Here is a 16,983-nt window from a genome sequence, read left to right as displayed (position 1 = left end):
ACTATCGGGGTTCGATCATGGTTTTCTACCTGATTTCACCAGCCACTCACGCCGGCGTTTCGTCAATATCTTCATAGTCTTGACTGGTAAATGGCGGAGTGCAGAGCGCCAGAAAAATCAGGTCCTCCTGGCCGGTATTCGTGATTCGCTGGGGAGCCATCGGGGGAATAATAACCACATCGCCTGGCCCCACGACTTCGGATGATAAATCGCTGATCTCTACTCGCCCAGTTCCGCTGAGAATGTAATAGCGTTCAGCTGACGTTTTGAGACGGTGCCACCGGGTTGAGACTCCAGGCTCGACGCGCGCACGCGCAATCGACAGGTTTTCGTCATCTGCCGAATTGGAAAGCTCAACGATGAAACATTTTTCCGGAGTGAAAAACTCTGTTGAGAGGTCTTGCTTCTTGATCGATTCCTTCATGATGATCTCTATTCTCACCAATCACTCGTATTAATATCTTTAGAGCAGAGTGCAAGTTGCTCGCGATCCTTGATGGAATGCAGCGATGAGTGAGTAACGTAAAAACGGGGCGCAAGTGGTGAGGTAATCCTTGATCCAATACAGAATGTTTTCTGCTAACTCGTCCACGCGGGGTTGCTGCGTTTTATCCTGCGACGCGCTTTCTGTGATCGTTTTTTGATCAAGCAGGGTGAAGTGACACTTCACAACGTCACGCGAGTCTTGCTGTTTCGAATCGTCCGTTACGACAATCGTGAGAATCGCGTTTGTGGTATCCCACTCAAACAGCAGAAATCTGGAATCGTCTTGGATGTTCTGGTGGAGTAGGGTGCAGGCTTTCTCTATACAGGCATCGATTGCCTGTTGTACGTCGTGGTCTGAAGTGCCTTCAAAGGTAGAAGAGTGGATGACTTGTTCAGTCTCTGCACTTTTGTTCTCGATCCAAGCTAAGGTCACGGTATCCCCTGGGGTTGAAGTCTGAGGCTGATGTTAGATGCGGAGTGGATTATCGCGCATATCCTATGTTTTAGCATGATTCAATTTCTGATGGCGTGCTTTCACGGCGATAGCGGTGCTCGGCCCATTTCCAATCAAGCACTATGGTTTTGCAGCGACAGAGCACTGGAGTTCCTTTATTCGAGGGCTGCCAGCTGTTCTTAACGAATCAAGCTCAATCTATCGTAATTTTATTTGTAGAATATCGACCACATGTACCGCATTTGATGAAATACCGGCCTCCGCTCCATTCTGGCTGAGCAATATCAGCCTTTTTTCCACAAAGAGGACAATTGTCCATTTGAGCCTCCAGAAAACTCAATGCTTGGTTTAGGGATGGCGGTAGAGTAGCTTAATCCGCTCAGCCGAGAGTTAACGTCTTTCACTGCCAAGGGTCTGTGCCAAATCAATATAATAGCGATCCTTGACTGAGCCATTCGGCCAGCTAGTAGGCTTTCCGAGCCATTCAGGTAATTCACTTCCACATTTCTTGCTGGAATAGTAGAGGTAAAACATAGCTTCAGTGCTCGCAGGGTCTATTTCCAATAGTGTCTTAGATTCTTGAATCGCTCCTGAACATTTGTTGCTCACCAAGTGTTCTTGAAATTTTTCTACTCGATGATTCCACTCATTGGAGATGTCTGGGATTTCATGCGCGAATGAAAAGGCTGGAAAAATTAAAGCGACATTTATTAATCTTTGATTCATGTGACTTTTCTAAGTTAGCGTCCCGCGGAGGCCCGAAGGATTGGAGTATCTTACTTGGGCTCGTTAAGAGTGGTGTCACTCACAGTCTGGATCTGAATAACCGAGATCCAGTCCACCATCAATCCCGTAGTTTGAGCAGGATGGTGCACTCTGGCTGTCTCTTTTTCTCTGGAACTCAGCTTTGAGAGCCTCTTTTTGCTCTTTTAAAGCAAGCTTCTCAGCTGCGGAAAATTTTTGCTCGCCAAGAAGTTCATTGCCGCAATACATACATGACTCAAATCCAGTATTCTGAATCTGACGGTTGCAAATGCCGCACGTACCTTTATTCATATGAGCCGGCGCCGTTCGTTTGTTGCATTTCAATTTTGTACTATGCACTTCGGAGTATTTTGTTTGCGTAGAGGTCCTCTACAGGGAAAATCATAGTGTAACCATCCCAATTTAGGTTTCCATCTACTATTTCATACTCAAGAAACTTTTCTTCAGACTTGTATTGCTCATAATCAGGGTGCTGCACAGAGGATATGAAAGGTGCAAAATCTACAATCTGCTTGTGGCCATCATTGAATGTAATTTCAAGGATGTGAGATTTAAGGTGGCGGGCGGACTTAACCAGAACCTCAGGCATTTTTAACTCTCTGCGTGATTGGTTTCAGGGCAATAAGATGCTGTCTCAAAAGTATGAAACCGGATTTCTACCTTTCATCGGTATGGACGTGAATGGGTTCATGCTCATTGCTATAAAAGAATAATTCCGAGATGTTAATGCGGCTTTACTTGCGCAAAGGTGAGGCGGTGTCCGCTCTCACGTAACACCGCTGCAAATCCATTGCTATCGCGCTGAATAGTAAAGCACTCCTGGAAAAGACTGGTTCCAGTGCTCCAGTGGAGGCTGTTTATGGTTGGTCAACGGCGTCGCGATTGAGACTTTATACTAAGCGCTCTAGATAGATTCAAATATGCCATCTTCTGTTTCATCCACAAGGATCAAGAAGTCTATGTATAGTGAGACAGCTTCATCTTGTTGATTTACTCCCCAGAATGCGCCGTAGGCACCATCTCCAAAACCGCTGGGGGAAATAACGCAGTCTTCTTTGTCTGTCATTGATAGCAAATCTGGCTTGCCAGACTGGTACCATTCATAAAATATTTTTTCTTTTCCTAAATGATTCAAGCTCAGGAGACTGCTGACATCAAAAATAGCTAAATTGCCAGCGTCTACACCATAAACACCATTGCAGCTCGGTGTGTTGGCCGCATACCATTTTACCGGTTTCTCGCTTTGGCTAAATTTTACTCTAAGGCCGGCTACTCGGTTATATATGGTTACAGTTTCAACAGGGTAGTCCCCTGGCTTTATCTTTTTTTGTAAAGGCTCAAAATCATAAATGTCATAGCCGAAATCTAAGATCCCAAGGATGCCTGATGTGACCCGTAGCTTGCCGATTTGCTCAAGTTTGGCAATCCCTTCGCCTAAATCTGGGGTGTTGATGTTTCGGTCTTGCTGGAAAAGTATATTTTCATCCAGGTCGAAATAATCCTCTCTATCCATGAAAGGGGCGTCAGGGCTGCTCATGCCAAGGATTTCTGCATGTTTATCAATATCGATAACAGGACTTTTAGGAGGGTCATATAGGGTAAATATATCCTTTATTTTCCACCCTTTCTTTGCATCCATCTTAAGGTCATAGACATGGTACTTGCTAGGTTCAGGATCTTCGTCATAAATTTCCGTGAATACCTGCGCACTGTCAGCTCTAATTTCGTATTCTGCGATTTTTTCAGTCTTGGGGTCGTACGTGGCTTTTGACATAAATGATCCCGCAGAGTTTGAGCTGCTCCCCGGGAAAAAATGGGTCTTATCAACTTCTGATATTTGCTCCCCCCAATAGTCGAAGTCGAAATCTTCTACATCACCCATTGTTCGTTTTGTTTTCGACCACTGCTCATGCCAGTGAGAAATAAAAGCCTTAACCCTGTCTTCAGGAGAAGATGCAAGATTATCGTAACTACTGTTGTTTTTGTGGGAGTTTATTGTATCTTCCATGTTCGGTTTCGAAATCCGGTTTCACTTCATAGTTTTTTCAAGAGCCTCAGGTATCGGCGGAATACCTATACCTGAGCATTTCATTTCGTACTATACCAATAATGCCCGGATCTACCCAGCTTGTTCGGGTTTCCGGGGAGTCTATATTTAGGTATGCGGTTCCGCTATTACTGAATGCTGCTGGTGCTCATACGGAGGCAGTAGGTTCTCTTGCTAAAACTGCTATGGTGCAACATTCTTGGGATCGCATATATAGTCTATCGCGTTCGCGACTAATATAGGGCCGAATCCGTACTTGTCCCGTAGGTATTTCGTGGCGCCCCTGGCAAAGAAAGGATCCCGTTTAACTTCCTGAGGGATAATTTTCCAGTCTTCTGCGTCAAGCCGACCTATGTTTGCCGCGAGTATTGCTGCGGATAGTGGTTCTCCCCATGAGATTAGGCTTGGGTCTTGGGGACAGTAGTGCGTGAGCTTATAGCCATCGTCACTCTCAATCAGGAAAAATAATGCGTTGGGGACCGTTTGCTCTCCTCAATTCCACAGCGCTCGCCATCAGTAGATTGCTTGTATGAAATCTCCAATAAATGCGTAGGTTTGTGGTTACTAAAAACGCCATTGGCTAGCCCAAATTCTGTAAACGCTTCTACTTTATATTTTGCATGCTCGGGAATCGGTTGCATTGCCAGGAAGCCAAATACGTCAGCGCCGGAAGCTGATTTCCAGCAGTCAAATGTCCCCGGCTCGTATAATTCCGAAAACAATCGCCAGTTTCCTGAATTAAAACTTAGCTTTGAGGAGTCTTTGATGCGGGATATCAGGTTTGCGACATTGGGGGCGTCAGCTGATTCTGTGGGCGCTTTCGGCAGGCTCTGGCTTTGTTTGGTGGGTGATTTTTTCAACTCTGAGAGCAATAGCTTGATTTCTTTATAGCGATGAGCGTATTCCTGATCGAACCTGTCAATTTACTGTGGAAATTCTGTGTTGCAAAGGGTATCGACTTTTTTTCGGATAAATCGAGTGCTTGAAGTCGCTCATCCTGTGAGCCAGTCACCAACGGTAACTCTGTTTCAAAGTTAAAAAGCAACAGGTAACGTGGAGCTGAGGACGCTTGATAAATGCCTTGGTAAACCACTTCCTGGGGCGGATAAATGACGCTGCAGGTATTCGCCATCCGTTGCAGCGACTTGCTTAACATCAGGGCTGCTCCAATTTCCGGTAGGAGTTTTGCCTTGTTGTCGAGGGATTGGCTATGGGCTGTTACGCAGAGAGATGCGGCGAGGATCAGAATCAGAAGGCGGGATAGGATTTGCATGGTGATGACGTCCCTTTTGTCATGAACCGGTGGGCGGAATTTCCTCAGGTAATACGTCCGTGGCCCAATGCTAATGGAAATAGGGAGTTTCTTGCCACTTTGGCTCTGCGGAAAACGAAAAAACCCCACTCTTTCGAGTAGGGTTTTTCTTTAAATTCAGTCAGTTGTTTAAATCGGCGACTTAAACAGCAACGTCCTGAATCTCGGTAGCAGCGATACGCTTGCCTTCTTCGGCAGATTTCTGGAATTCCTCAATCTGGTCGAAGTTCAGGTAGCGGTAGATTTCCGCAGACATGGCGTCCAGGTTCTTGGCGAACTCCTGGTATTCCGCCGGGGTCGGCAGTTTGCCCAGGATGGCACCCACAGAAGCCAGTTCCGCGGAGGTCAGGTACACGTTGGCACCGTCGCCCAGGCGGTTCGGGAAGTTACGGGTGGAGGTGGACAGTACGGTGCTGTTCGGGGCTACACGTGCCTGGTTACCCATACACAGGGAGCATCCCGGCATCTCGGTGCGTGCACCGGCAGAGCCGTAGATGTTGTAGTAGCCTTCTTCCATCAGCTGGTGCTCGTCCATCTTGGTGGGCGGAGAGATCCACATACGGGTGGAGATGCCACCTTTGTGCTGCTGGAGCAGTTTACCGGCTGCGCGGAAGTGACCGATGTTGGTCATGCAGGAGCCGATGAACACTTCGTCCACCTTGTCACCCGCGACAGTGGAAAGCAGGCGTGCGTCGTCCGGGTCGTTCGGAGCGCAGACGATCGGCTCTTTCACGTCGGCCAGGTCGATCTCGATCACTGCTGCGTATTCGGCGTCGGCGTCGGCGCTCATCAGTTCCGGTTTCTCCAGCCACTCTTCCATGGCGCGTGCACGACGTTCCAGGGTGCGCTTGGAGCCGTAGCCTTCCGCAATCATCCAGCGCAGCAGGGTGATGTTGGAGCGCAGGTATTCGGCGATGGCTTCTTCCGGCAGCTTGATGGTACAGCCGGCAGCAGAGCGCTCTGCAGAGGCGTCAGACAGTTCGAATGCCTGCTCTACGGTCAGGTGGTCCAGGCCTTCGATCTCGAGGATGCGGCCGGAGAAGATGTTCTTCTTGCCTTTCTTCTCGACCGTCAGCAGACCTTCCTGGATAGCGTAGTAGGGGATTGCGTGTACCAGGTCACGCAGGGTGATGCCAGGTTGCAGTTCGCCCTTGAAGCGTACCAGTACAGATTCCGGCATATCCAGCGGCATAACGCCGGTGGCTGCGGCAAACGCTACCAGGCCAGAACCGGCCGGGAAGGAGATGCCCATCGGGAAGCGGGTGTGGGAGTCACCACCGGTACCAACGGTATCCGGCAGCAGCATGCGGTTCAGCCAGCTGTGGATGATGCCGTCACCCGGACGCAGGGAAACGCCGCCGCGGTTCATGATGAAGTCGGGCAGGGTGTGCTGGGTGTCGATATCAACGGGCTTCGGGTAAGCCGCGGTGTGACAGAAGGACTGCATGGTGAGGTCGGCCTGGAAACCGAGGCACGCGAGGTCTTTCAGCTCGTCACGGGTCATCGGGCCAGTGGTGTCCTGGGAGCCAACGGTGGTCATTTTCGGTTCGCAGTAGGTACCCGGGCGTACACCTTCCATACCACAGGCTTTACCGACCATCTTCTGGGCCAGGGTGTAGCCTTTGCCGGTGTCGTTCGGCTGCTCCGGCAGGCGGAACAGGTCGGACGCGCCGAGACCCAGGGATTCGCGTGCCTTGGTGGTCAGGCCACGGCCAACGATCAGGTTGATACGGCCACCCGCCTGAACTTCGTCCAGCAGTACGTCGGACTTCAGTTCGAATTCAGACAGAACCTTGCCGTCTTCGGACAGGATTTTGCCGTCGTACGGGCGAATCTCGATGATGTCACCCATGTTCAGATCGTCGACCGGTGCTTCGAATACCAGTGCGCCGGCGTCTTCCATGGTGTTGTAGAAGATCGGGGCTACTTTACCGCCGATACAGATACCACCACCTTTCTTGTTCGGTACGCCCGGCAGGTCGTCACCGAAGAACCACAGTACGGAGTTGGTGGCAGACTTACGGGAAGAGCCGGTGCCAACGACGTCGCCAACGAAGGCGACGGGGATGCCTTTGGCCTGGACTTCTTCGATCTGCTTCATCGGACCGGTTACGCCGTGTTCTTCAGGCGTGAGGCCGTCGCGGGTCATTTTGTACATGGCGCGCGCGTGCAGCGGGATGTCCGGGCGGGACCAGGCATCCGGGGCAGGGGACAGGTCGTCGGTATTGGTTTCACCGGTGACCTTGAATACCGCAACCTTGATGCTCTCAGGCACTTTGTTGCGCTTGGTGAACCACTCACCTTCGGCCCAGGACTTGATGACGTCCTTGGCTACTTCATTGCCTGCTTTGGCTTTTTCTTCGACGTCGTGGAACGCGTCGAACATCAGCAGGGTGCCTTTCAGCTGTTCGCCGGCCAGCTCTGCCAGGTCTTTGTCGTCCAGCAGGTCAACCAGGGTGGCGATGTTGTAGCCGCCGAGCATCATGCCCAGCAGTTTGGTGGCGTGTGCGCGGTCGACCAGCGGGGATTCCGCTTCGCCTTTAACGATGGCGGTGAGGAAACCGGCTTTTACGTAAGCCGCTTCGTCCACGCCCGGCGGTACGCGGTTGGTGATCAGGTCCAGCAGTTCCTGCTCTTCGCCGGCGGGCGGGTTTTTCAGCAGTTCCACCAGGCCGGCTACCTGCTCGGCATTCAGGGGCTTGGGTGGGATACCTTGTTCGGCGCGCTCGGCGACGTGTTTGCGATAGGCTTCAAGCACGGATAATTCCCTCTCTGTATATGGGGTAAAACCAACAGCTTTTCAGGACTCCGGAAGCGCATGTACTTCTCGTCCGGATCCCGGTTTACAACGGTGGCCGCTGGAGGCGGGTGGCGAATTCTACAATAAAAGGGTTAACGCTGTTAAGTTCGCTGAAAAATCAATAACTTACGCCAATTTTCGCCATTCATGGAATCAATAGTGGTCGTATTTTGCACGCCCTGGAAGTGAGAATTAATCGCATCTTCGGGCGCCAATATCCATTGTGTGAATGGCAGAATCCGCCGCTTAAAAAATGCTATTCTCTGCCGCCTGCAATTACACGGGATTGTTTCACTTCCGTGTAGATCGGTTTGGTTCACGAGGATGTCGGCTGCATGGCGATTTACAAAAAAGTGCGCACGCCCTGCATTGGTGTTTGTTCCACGGGGATTGGTGATAACGTCTGCCGTGGCTGCAAGCGCTTTGCTCATGAGGTAATCGATTGGAACGGATATACCGAAGAGCAGCGCCGTATTATTGCCGATCGTCGTGACGGATATCTTGCAAATGCTGTGCGCAGTCAGCTGGAGATTGTTGATCAGTATCTGCTTTTATCGCAGTTGCGGCACCAGCAGATTCGCTTCAATGAAGATCAGAACCCCTATTGCTGGGTGTTTGAACTGCTGCGGGCCGGGGCCAGTCAGATCGGCGAGCTCGCCGACTATGGCCTGGTGAGAACCCCGATAGCTCGTGGCGCTTCTCTGGTGGAGGTACGGCGGCGTATCGACGAAGACTTTTACGCGCTTTCCGTTGCGTATTACCAGCGATTTGTAGCTCCCGGGCTGCAAACGGCCTAGCACAGGACGCCTGCTGCTCGCGTTTCTTCTTACTTGCTATCACTCTTGTATCCGCGGTTGGCTCCCCCTGAAGCGTTATCTGCGGGTGTAAATTATTGCTGTCCGGTGTGCAGATGCACACGAAGGGCTGCTAATAGTGGTTCTGGTGAGATCTTGAGGTCGCGTCGCTGGCGGCGACGACTGGCGGGCGGGTTGTGATCGACACGCGTGAACTCCGGGAGATTTCTGTTGTTTCCTCCGTTGACCAATACCGGCATCGCCGAGTAGCCCACCTGCCGATAGGTGTCTTTCTCTCCCGCCCGGGGGGCACCGTAAAAAATCTCCGCAACCTGCAGGTTGGCGCGACTTTGAACCTGAACCTGGCGTAGGGAGTCTCGCTGGCGGGGATGTAGTCCGGCCAATAGCTGGCGCTGGTACTGAATCCCGGCGTCCTCGCCCAGGGGATCCAGCTGCACCAGCTTTTTTTCGCACCACTCTACAGTCACTTTTTTGATGGACTTGCGCGCTTTGATCCAGCTCAACGTAATAGCGTCGGGCTTTTGTGGGCACAGAAGAATCTGGCGGTAAGACTGACGCAAGTGGGTTCGCGGGAAGCCGGCATCGGCAATGGCCTCCCGGAGTTGCGCGTCGCGTTCGAGCGTGGGGCAGTCAGACAATATTTGTTTGAACTCGGCGGCGAATTGCTGGAATTCGGATTTGGCCCGATTCAGTTCCTGCGCCAGCGTGATTACGGTGGAGGGTACCGCGAGCAGGCCCGGTATCTGCAAAGTTTGGCGTGCGTCGCCAAGCTCCACTTCGTCGTCATAGTCGAGCTGGGAGAATAGTGCACCCGCCAGCTGATATGGCGTGTCGAAAGGCTGGCTTAAGCGCAGCGCTGCATCGCTGGCAAAGGCTGGTTGCAGCACATAGCTTTCCCACGGTGAGGCGTTGTGCTCCAGATCCGAAAGGGCATCTCTCAGGGTCGATGCCCGTTGGTGCATGACCGAGAGCGAGTCGGGAAGTAACCGGGTGATAGCGCGCAGGCGCCCTGTCTCGGCTATTGATAGCGGTTTGCTGGGCAATGGTATGGATCTCATGGGGGTAGTTATAAATATTAATCCACTTAATAAGCCGTTATCAATCTTTGTGACCAAGGCTCCACATCAAATTTCCCCTCCAAGAACCCGTATGGTTATCCAGTAGGCGGGGGAGGCGCTATAATGCGCCGCCATTCTTGTGGTTTATTGAAGATTCCCTGCCGCCTATGTCTATCGAAGTGCCTGATCTTTCCGCGATCCATGAATTTCTGCTGTGCCCGACCCCGGATGCCTGGGTTGAGGCTGCGTTGTCGGAGCCGGCGTTGATGCTGGTCGATCACGCCAATTGCGAGAAAAAAGCCGCGGGCACGGCACTGAATCTGATGTTCCGCTATCTCGATAATTTTGATCTGCTCAACAAGATGTCACGGCTCGCGCGCGAGGAGTTGCGTCATTTTGAGCAGGTTATCGCGATCATGAAAAAACGCGGTATTGCCTATCCACATATCAGTGCGTCGCGCTATGCGGCCGGGTTGCGTAGCGAGGTTCGTTCCGCCGAGCCGGGCCGGTTGGTGGATACGCTGATCTGTGGGGCGATTATTGAGGCGCGTTCCTGTGAGCGATTTGCACGTATTGCGCCGCATCTCGACGATGAGTTGCAGAAATTTTATTTTTCTCTGCTGAAGTCGGAAGCGCGTCATTTTCGCGATTACCTGAGCCTGGCCCAGGGTGTCAGCGACGAGGATATTGAGCCGCGTGTGCAGGCGCTGCTTGAGGTAGAGCGAGCGCTTGTCGAAAGCGGTGATGGCGAGTTCCGGTTTCACAGTGGTGTGCCTGGAATCGCGTAAGTCCCAGGAGCCGCAGAACGGGCTCGGGTGGGCATTAGCTGCGTTCGATTTTCCCGAGCAGTTCGATAAATTCTTCGAGGTCCAGTGAGTTGCGGCACTCGATAGTGAATTTGTTGTGGAAGAAGATCGTCAGTTCAACTTTTGCTGAGCGCAGGAACACCGTGTAACCGTCAAAATCGGTGCTGGCTGAAAGGCCGCGGTATTGCCATCCCTTTTCGGTTTTCTCTCCGTGCCGGGTGATTTTGTCGAACACCCGTAGAGCCTGCTTAACATCGATTTTTTGTTCGTTATTCATTGCTATTCCTCTTGTGTTGGCGCGCATTGCGCAGCTTTCTGTCTCGCTGCAGGAGGTTTATTCATCAACCGTCACAATATCGCCCAGTCGTTCGCGCACGATGTTGCGGATATCGGCCGCCAACGCCCGATAGTACCGCCTCGCGGGCGCGCTTGCCCGCCATACCAGGCCGTGTTGTCGCAGAATCGGTTTTGAGCGGATTTCACTGACATGCAGGGCCTCGGGGTTGTGCATTTCGGAGTGCACGTAGAGCCCCGGCAGAAACGCAACGCCGAGCCCCATTACCACCATTTGTCGCAAGGTATCCAGACTGGTGCCTTCGTAGTCACGCTGCAAATGCGCGCCAAGACGCTGGCAGATCTCCTGAACCTGATGGTGGAAGTGGTGGTGGTCTTCCAGGGTCAGTACTTTTTCGCCGCGTAATTGTGATGGGCTGACTTTGCTCTTGCCAGCCAGTGGGTGGTCGGCAGGTACCACGAATTTCAACGGCTCCGTGAATAGTGGCTCTACCGCCAGATCATCCCGTTCAATCGGTAGCGGTACGATGGCAATGTCGTAGCTGCCTTCACTCAGGCCACGGAGTAGAGATCGCGGTGGCGCTTCCCGGACGTAAAGCTTGAGGCGTTGATGCTGGCTGTGCAGCGAGGGCAATACGTTCGGCAACAGGTAGGGCCCCAATGTGGGCGGAACGCCGAGTTTGAAGGTGGTCTGGTGCCCCTGTCCGACCATTTCGGCGAGCCCGGTAAACTCTCGCATGCTGAGAACCAGTTGGCGGGCGTGCTCAAGCAGTTCGCGTCCCTGTGGCGTTATCAGCGTGCCAGTACGGTTTCGCTCAAACAGCGGCAGTCCCAGAGTGGTTTCCAGTGCCCGAATCTGCGTGGTGAGGGCTGGCTGGCTAACCCTGAGTTCTTCGGCGGCGCGTCGGAAATTTAGTCGCGACGCAACAGTCACAAAGTACTCGAGTTGCTTGATGGTGGGGGCTTGTTGCTGCGTTGGCACGGTCACTCCGTCAGGCTTTTGATAATCAAAGGTTATCAGCAATTGGTATTTTAACTTATTGAACTATCAAAAAATAATGGATTCCAACCAGTTAGCCCATAGTCGTTATGAAATAGGAGTTTCCATGGAGCACGTGATTTCTGGAGTGGCGAAGTTTCAAAAAGAAGTTTTCCCGACCAAGCAAGCCCGTTTTTCCAAGTTGGCAGATGGACAGAACCCTGAAGTGCTGTTCATTACCTGTGCAGATTCGCGCATTGACCCGAACCTGGTGACTCAAACCGAGCCCGGTGAGCTGTTTATCTGCCGTAATGCCGGCAATGTTGTTCCTCCGCACAGCAGTCAGACTGGCGGCATGACTGCCTCTATCGAGTTTGCTGTCGCGGCACTGGGTGTTTCCCATATTGTGGTGTGCGGCCATACCGATTGTGGTGCCATGAAGGGCGCAATCGCACCGGAGAAGCTGGACGGTTTGCCGCACGTGAAAGAGTGGCTGGGTCACTGTCGTTCCGCCACTGAAGTGGTTCGCGGCCGTCACGGCGAGCTGTGCACTGATCATCTGGATGAGGTGACCTTCGAGAACGTTATCCAGCAGATGCAGCACCTGCGCACCCACCCGGCTGTAGCCAATGGCATCGCCAATGGCGGCATCACCCTGCATGGCTGGGTTTACAACATTGGCAGTGGCGAAGTGCTGTGCCTTGACGAAGAAGCCCGTGAGTTCAAGCCAATGGAAGAGCGCTACCGCTCCCTGTTTGGTGAGTTGCCGGAAGCCGTAACCGGAGGAGCCTGCGGCGCCTGACGCGAAAGTTTTCGTCGCGCAGTATTTATTTGTCTGGAGTGGTAGCGTTTTTGCAGGGAAGTTGAATAGTTTGAAGAAGGTAAGGCTGTCATGAAGTTTGATTTGTCCAATTTGCGCGGCGACATCACCGGTGGAGTTACCGCCGGTGTCGTAGCGTTGCCCTTGGCATTGGCCCTGGGTGTGGCGTCGGGGCTTGGCCCTATGGCCGGCATGTACGGCGCAATAGCCGTGGGCTTTTTCGCCGCATTGTTTGGCGGTACCGGTCCGCAGATTTCCGGTCCTACCGGCCCAATGGTGGTTGTGCTGGCGGGCTTATTCGCCAGTCTCTCTGGCGACGCCTCCCTTATTTTCACGGCGGTGATACTGGCCGGTGTCTTGCAGGTTGTCTTTGGCGTGCTTGGGGTTGGTCACTATATTCGCCTGGTGCCATATCCGGTGATCTCCGGTTTTATGACCGGTATCGGCGTGATCATTATCATCCTTCAGCTGAACCCCTTGCTTGGGCACGCTTCTCCGAGCGGAACCCTGGGCGCATTGGGTAATGTACCAGAGGCGCTTTCGGCTATTCATCCCGCCAACTTGCTGCTGGGCATTGCTACCCTGGCGATGGTTTACCTGTGGCCCTCGAAGTGGGGGCGCTATGTGCCCGCGCCCCTGGCGGCGCTGATTGCGGGTACGCTGGTCGCTTTCTTTGCACTGAATGTGCCGGTACTCGGTAGTATCCCCACCGGTTTGCCAGAGCTGCATATGCCGGTATTCGGCGGTGACCAGATCATGTTGGTGGTCGAAGCGGCGATTATTCTGGCTATTCTGGGTTCACTGGACAGTCTGCTGACCTCGCTGGTGGCGGATAACATGACCCGTACCCGTCACCACAGCAACAAAGAGCTGATTGGTCAGGGAATCGGTAATGCGGCGGCGGGCTTCATCGGCGGTATCGCTGGTGCAGGTGCCACTATGCGTACCGTAGTCAATATCCGCTCTGGTGGTCAGACCCGTATTTCCGGCATGGTTCACTCGCTGGTGTTGCTGGCGGTGGCTCTGGGTCTCGGGCCTCTGGCGGAAAATATCCCGCAGGCGGTGCTGGCGGGTATTTTGGTTAAAGTCGGCCTCGATATCATCGACTGGAGCTACCTCAAGCGTGCTCACCAGGGCCCCCGCTGGGATCTACTGTTGATGGTACTGGTACTTGGATTGACTATTTTTGTCGACCTGATCACCGCTGTGGGTGTAGGCGTGGTTTTGGCAGCGCTCGCTTATGTAAAGCAGGTGGCGCGCCTGCAAATCGAGCATTTGCGTAACCTGCCCGAGCATCTGGACTCTGAGGAAGAGCGGGCAATTCTGTCGCGTAATCGCGATCGCATCGCACTGTTCGAGTTCAGTGGCCCGCTGAGTTTCGGCGCGGCTGCAGACCTCGGTCACCATGTGCGGGAGCAGAGTGCATCCGGCTCGCAGATCCTGATCCTCGATTTTTCCGCGGTACCGTTCCTGGATCTTTCCGCAGCACTGGCGGTGGAGACGATTGCCACAGATGCCCGTGACAGTGGGAAGCAGTTGTATCTCGCCGGCATGAACGACGAAGTACATAAGGTTCTGAAGGGCTTGAACGGAAGGTTGCCTGCACAGGGGTCTTTCAAGGACCGCTTTGAAGCATTGAAAGCTGCGGAGGTTGCCTTGCAGCAACCGGATGGGCCTGATATCGCTGCGTTACCAAGTGGGGCGGCGTAAGTAGGCTGCAGTTGTGTGAGATCGCCGCAAAGCTCCGCGTCAGCGGGCGCTTTGCGGTGTATCAAACCGGCTGACCACTGCGTGCGGGGTCAGCTCTTCCAGGATTTCTTCCAGCTCTAACAGTTGCCAGCAGGGCCTCGCCCCGCTGGTGCTGTATTCCTTTCTCAATATCTTTCGGGCCATGGCCGCGGCCGGCGCAGCCGGAATCCATGGGCCGTCCCCATTCAATCCGAGAACCTGCCAGCTGGACGCGGCGAGTGTCTCATGGTCAGTGGTCCCGCTAATTTTCACTTGCATGCCGCCATGCGGGCTGCCTCCGGGCCAGCGTGCTGCAAGCCAGTGACCGGCTTTTGCCAGGTGCGGAAGCAGTGGTGGAATCGTGTCTGGTAATTTAATGCGTGCCAGTTGTGCGCAGAGCGCCAGGCCCAATTGCAGTGGACGCGGTTGGACACCGGTACCAAAGCGCAGGTTTTGTATTTGTGGCAGTGCCGCCGGGATCAGGCGGAGGTCGGGCACATCAAAATTGCATACCCATCGTTTTCCTACCGGGTGTCCTGTGTCGACCTGGCGTAGTTCGTCTCCGGCAAATGTCGTGTGGGATTGGCCGTTGCGCGTGATGACGAATTCTTTTCCCAGAGATTCAAAGCCCGAGCGGACTGTCGCGAGGCCCCGGCTGATCTGGTGTGCGGGTGCTATATCGATTTCGATGCTTTCCACGGTGTGGAATGGGGCTGCGAGCCGTTTGATGGCGGCGGAACTGAGTGCCGGGAGGCTGCTGGCGCCGCTGATGGCAACGGTGCCGGCTGCGCGTGCGTTGCTGTCCAGCCCTTCGATGTTGCACACAAAGTCGCCGGCATCGGCAATATCGATGTAGGCGGTGCAGCTATTAATGCAGGCCTCGGCGATATGGTAATCCTGACCCTGGAAGGGGCCGGCGCAGTGGATTAGCAGGTCAAGGTTGAGTGCGGCTAGCTGGCCCGCGAAATTGACTGCCTCGTGGTCCAGTCGTAACCCTTCAAAATGTGCCTCGGGGAAGCGCTCGCGCAGTTGGCTTGCGAGCAGGTCGGCCTTAAAGCGGTCGCGGCCAGCGATGACCAGCTGGATATTGGGTTCGTTGGCGAGAAGTTCGGCGATGCGCGCGCCGAATGTGCCATATCCGCCAAGGATCAGGACGCGTTTGTAGAGTGAATTCAGGTGAGGCAAAGGAAAGGCTCCGAATCCGTGGAATACCCGGTATCAACCGGATACCGATGCCGGCAATGCAGGCGCTTGGTTTGCCTTAGGATGCCGTGGGCCAGTGCAGGAGTTCAAGTCCATTTTCATCGGCGCGGATACACCAGCCGAGTTCGCCCCAGTCACCGAGCACTATTCGCTGTGCGGGCTTGCCGTCAATGTTCAGCTGGTGACGGGCAGGGCGGTGGGTGTGACCGTGGATCAGGGTCTGCACGTCAAACTCGCGCATGATCGACACAACTTCATCCGGAGTGACATCCATAATGTCTTCGGCTTTGTTGCTGTTCATAGACTTGGAAACGGCGCGGATCTGCGTGGCGATCTGGCGGCGCTCCGCAAGTGGCTTGGCCAGCAACGCCTGTTGCCACTGCGGGTTGCGGGCCTGGTCGCGAAACGCCATATACTCCAGGTCGCGGGTGCACAGGCTGTCGCCATGCATAAGCAGAACCTGCTCGCCACCCAGTTTTGCCACACTCGGGTCGGGCACAAGGGTGGCCCCGCAGCGCGCTGCGTAATCACTGCCGAGGAGGAAATCGCGATTGCCGTGCATCAGGTACACCGCAGTGCCCAGATCACTGTAGGCTTTCAGCTGGCGCGCGACGGATTCCGCCAGGGGCGCATCGTCGTCGTCCCCGATCCATACTTCGAAGAAGTCGCCCAGGATGTACAGGGTATCAGCGCCGGCAGCTTGCCCGTGCAGGAATTCGAAGAAGGCGCGGGTGAGCGCCGGGCGGGATTCGTCCAGATGTAAGTCTGAAATGATAAAGCTGGTCACTGAATGCTCCGCCCGTTTTCCATAGGTTGGCCCGATACGTGTGCCGTTAATTACTTATCGGCGTAAGCGTCTGAAACTGTGACGCCGGTAATTTCGATGGTCTCGGTCGGTACGTCCTGGTGGAAGCCGTTGCTGCCGGTGGCAACTTCCTTGATTTTGTTGACCACGTCCATACCTTCAGCAACTTTGCCGAACACGCAGTAACCCCAGCCCTGGGCGTCCTTGGAGCGGAAGTTCAGGAAGTCGTTGTCGTTCACATTGATGAAGAATTGCGCAGTGGCGGAGTGCGGGTCCATGGTGCGGGCCATCGCGAGGGTGCCGGTGTCGTTTTTCAGGCCGTTGTCGGCTTCGTTTTCGATGGCGTCGCGGGTAGCCTTTTGGTCCATGTTCGGGGTCATGCCGCCGCCCTGAACCATGAAGTTGTTGATTACCCGGTGAAAAATGGTGCCGGTGTAGAAATCGTCGCGGCAGTACTGCAGGAAGTTGGCTGCGGTTTTCGGCGCCTTGTCAAAGTTCAGTTCGATGGCGATGTCGCCGTAGGTGGTATGCAGGGTGATCATAATTTGTCCTGTCCGGGTCAGTTTGGGGCGGCATGATACTCTGAACGCCGGCCTACGCAAACTGTCCCC

General features: G+C 53.9%; 19 protein-coding genes. 4 read left to right on the top strand and 15 right to left on the bottom strand.

Features of this window, described 5'->3' with window-relative positions:
• Positions 1-46: 46 nt before the first annotated feature.
• The 9 genes from LC093_RS03520 to acnB form a co-directional block, all read right to left on the bottom strand.
• On the bottom strand, positions 47-424 hold the full coding sequence (locus LC093_RS03520; protein WP_226662116.1) for a cupin domain-containing protein: 378 nt from the start codon (positions 422-424) through the stop codon (positions 47-49).
• 39 nt (positions 425-463) lie between these two features.
• Positions 464-919, bottom strand: coding sequence for a hypothetical protein (locus LC093_RS03515; RefSeq protein ID WP_226662113.1), 456 nt, complete (start codon positions 917-919; stop codon positions 464-466).
• A 411-nt stretch (positions 920-1,330) separates the two neighbouring features.
• On the bottom strand, positions 1,331-1,666 hold the full coding sequence (locus LC093_RS03510) for a hypothetical protein (protein WP_226662111.1): 336 nt from the start codon (positions 1,664-1,666) through the stop codon (positions 1,331-1,333).
• Positions 1,667-1,741: 75 nt separating this feature from the next.
• A complete protein-coding gene (locus LC093_RS03505) occupies positions 1,742-1,996 on the bottom strand; it encodes a hypothetical protein (protein ID WP_226662109.1) in 255 nt (84 codons plus the stop codon).
• A 40-nt stretch (positions 1,997-2,036) separates the two neighbouring features.
• On the bottom strand, positions 2,037-2,294 hold the full coding sequence (locus LC093_RS03500) for a DUF2442 domain-containing protein (protein WP_226662105.1): 258 nt from the start codon (positions 2,292-2,294) through the stop codon (positions 2,037-2,039).
• 315 nt (positions 2,295-2,609) lie between these two features.
• The gene (locus LC093_RS03490) at positions 2,610-3,713 is read right to left on the bottom strand and encodes a DUF4241 domain-containing protein (protein ID WP_226662102.1); all 1,104 of its coding nucleotides are present in this window, start codon (positions 3,711-3,713) and stop codon (positions 2,610-2,612) included.
• A 494-nt stretch (positions 3,714-4,207) separates the two neighbouring features.
• Positions 4,208-4,612 carry a hypothetical protein gene (locus LC093_RS03485; protein ID WP_226662099.1) on the bottom strand — a complete coding sequence of 135 codons (405 nt, stop codon included), beginning with the start codon at positions 4,610-4,612 and terminating at the stop codon, positions 4,208-4,210.
• A complete protein-coding gene (locus tag LC093_RS03480) occupies positions 4,609-5,025 on the bottom strand; it encodes a hypothetical protein (protein ID WP_226662097.1) in 417 nt (138 codons plus the stop codon). Before LC093_RS03480 ends, LC093_RS03485 begins: the two co-directional genes overlap by 4 nt.
• A 181-nt stretch (positions 5,026-5,206) precedes the next feature.
• Positions 5,207-7,822: a bifunctional aconitate hydratase 2/2-methylisocitrate dehydratase gene (gene acnB / locus LC093_RS03475; protein WP_226662094.1), complete on the bottom strand. Its 2,616-nt coding sequence runs from the start codon at positions 7,820-7,822 to the stop codon at positions 5,207-5,209.
• Between the two features lie 377 nt (positions 7,823-8,199).
• On the opposite strand from acnB, the gene LC093_RS03470 reads away from it, so the two are divergent.
• Positions 8,200-8,661 carry a DUF1289 domain-containing protein gene (locus LC093_RS03470; RefSeq protein ID WP_226662091.1) on the top strand — a complete coding sequence of 154 codons (462 nt, stop codon included), beginning with the start codon at positions 8,200-8,202 and terminating at the stop codon, positions 8,659-8,661.
• A gap of 92 nt (positions 8,662-8,753) precedes the next feature.
• On the opposite strand, the gene LC093_RS03465 is transcribed toward LC093_RS03470, so the two are convergent.
• Positions 8,754-9,641 carry a hypothetical protein gene (locus LC093_RS03465; protein ID WP_226662088.1) on the bottom strand — a complete coding sequence of 296 codons (888 nt, stop codon included), beginning with the start codon at positions 9,639-9,641 and terminating at the stop codon, positions 8,754-8,756.
• Positions 9,642-9,904: 263 nt separating this feature from the next.
• On the opposite strand from LC093_RS03465, the gene LC093_RS03460 reads away from it, so the two are divergent.
• Positions 9,905-10,525: a tRNA-(ms[2]io[6]A)-hydroxylase gene (locus LC093_RS03460; RefSeq protein ID WP_226662085.1), complete on the top strand. Its 621-nt coding sequence runs from the start codon at positions 9,905-9,907 to the stop codon at positions 10,523-10,525.
• A gap of 34 nt (positions 10,526-10,559) precedes the next feature.
• On the opposite strand, the gene LC093_RS03455 is transcribed toward LC093_RS03460, so the two are convergent.
• Complete coding sequence (locus LC093_RS03455; protein WP_226662082.1) at positions 10,560-10,820, bottom strand: DUF3081 family protein; 261 nt, start codon at positions 10,818-10,820, stop codon at positions 10,560-10,562.
• A gap of 57 nt (positions 10,821-10,877) precedes the next feature.
• Positions 10,878-11,819, bottom strand: a complete 942-nt coding sequence (locus tag LC093_RS03450) for a hydrogen peroxide-inducible genes activator (RefSeq protein ID WP_226662080.1) — start codon at positions 11,817-11,819, stop codon at positions 10,878-10,880.
• 124 nt (positions 11,820-11,943) lie between these two features.
• On the opposite strand from LC093_RS03450, the gene LC093_RS03445 reads away from it, so the two are divergent.
• Together LC093_RS03445 and LC093_RS03440 are read left to right on the top strand one after the other, a co-directional pair.
• A complete protein-coding gene (locus tag LC093_RS03445) occupies positions 11,944-12,618 on the top strand; it encodes a carbonic anhydrase (RefSeq protein WP_226662079.1) in 675 nt (224 codons plus the stop codon).
• Positions 12,619-12,708: 90 nt separating this feature from the next.
• The gene (locus LC093_RS03440) at positions 12,709-14,346 is read left to right on the top strand and encodes a SulP family inorganic anion transporter (protein ID WP_226662076.1); all 1,638 of its coding nucleotides are present in this window, start codon (positions 12,709-12,711) and stop codon (positions 14,344-14,346) included.
• A 39-nt stretch (positions 14,347-14,385) separates the two neighbouring features.
• Here the strand turns inward: LC093_RS03440 and LC093_RS03435 are convergent, their stop codons facing one another.
• From LC093_RS03435 to LC093_RS03425, 3 genes are all read right to left on the bottom strand, one after another.
• Positions 14,386-15,549: a saccharopine dehydrogenase family protein gene (locus tag LC093_RS03435; RefSeq protein ID WP_226662073.1), complete on the bottom strand. Its 1,164-nt coding sequence runs from the start codon at positions 15,547-15,549 to the stop codon at positions 14,386-14,388.
• A gap of 76 nt (positions 15,550-15,625) precedes the next feature.
• On the bottom strand, positions 15,626-16,354 hold the full coding sequence (locus LC093_RS03430) for a UDP-2,3-diacylglucosamine diphosphatase (RefSeq protein ID WP_226662069.1): 729 nt from the start codon (positions 16,352-16,354) through the stop codon (positions 15,626-15,628).
• 50 nt (positions 16,355-16,404) lie between these two features.
• Positions 16,405-16,914 carry a peptidylprolyl isomerase gene (locus LC093_RS03425; protein ID WP_226662066.1) on the bottom strand — a complete coding sequence of 170 codons (510 nt, stop codon included), beginning with the start codon at positions 16,912-16,914 and terminating at the stop codon, positions 16,405-16,407.
• Positions 16,915-16,983 lie beyond the last annotated feature (69 nt).

The organism is Microbulbifer aggregans (genome assembly GCF_020524005.1).
In the GTDB taxonomy this organism is placed as follows: Bacteria; Pseudomonadota; Gammaproteobacteria; order Pseudomonadales; family Cellvibrionaceae; genus Microbulbifer; species Microbulbifer aggregans_A.
The sequence above is the reverse complement of the archived record's forward strand: the minus strand, read 5'-3'. Positions and strand labels throughout refer to the sequence as shown.

Coding starts and splice junctions, on each gene's coding strand:
- LC093_RS03520 (WP_226662116.1), bottom strand. CDS start 424: ATGAAGGAATCGATCAAGAAGCAAGACCTCTCAACAGAGTTTTTCACT.
- LC093_RS03510 (WP_226662111.1), bottom strand. CDS start 1,666: ATGAATCAAAGATTAATAAATGTCGCTTTAATTTTTCCAGCCTTTTCA.
- LC093_RS03505 (WP_226662109.1), bottom strand. CDS start 1,996: ATGAATAAAGGTACGTGCGGCATTTGCAACCGTCAGATTCAGAATACT.
- LC093_RS03500 (WP_226662105.1), bottom strand. CDS start 2,294: ATGCCTGAGGTTCTGGTTAAGTCCGCCCGCCACCTTAAATCTCACATC.
- LC093_RS03490 (WP_226662102.1), bottom strand. CDS start 3,713: ATGGAAGATACAATAAACTCCCACAAAAACAACAGTAGTTACGATAAT.
- LC093_RS03480 (WP_226662097.1), bottom strand. CDS start 5,025: ATGCAAATCCTATCCCGCCTTCTGATTCTGATCCTCGCCGCATCTCTC.
- LC093_RS03470 (WP_226662091.1), top strand. CDS start 8,200: ATGGCGATTTACAAAAAAGTGCGCACGCCCTGCATTGGTGTTTGTTCC.
- LC093_RS03465 (WP_226662088.1), bottom strand. CDS start 9,641: ATGCACCAACGGGCATCGACCCTGAGAGATGCCCTTTCGGATCTGGAG.
- LC093_RS03460 (WP_226662085.1), top strand. CDS start 9,905: ATGTCTATCGAAGTGCCTGATCTTTCCGCGATCCATGAATTTCTGCTG.
- LC093_RS03455 (WP_226662082.1), bottom strand. CDS start 10,820: ATGAATAACGAACAAAAAATCGATGTTAAGCAGGCTCTACGGGTGTTC.
- LC093_RS03445 (WP_226662079.1), top strand. CDS start 11,944: ATGGAGCACGTGATTTCTGGAGTGGCGAAGTTTCAAAAAGAAGTTTTC.
- LC093_RS03440 (WP_226662076.1), top strand. CDS start 12,709: ATGAAGTTTGATTTGTCCAATTTGCGCGGCGACATCACCGGTGGAGTT.
- LC093_RS03425 (WP_226662066.1), bottom strand. CDS start 16,914: ATGATCACCCTGCATACCACCTACGGCGACATCGCCATCGAACTGAAC.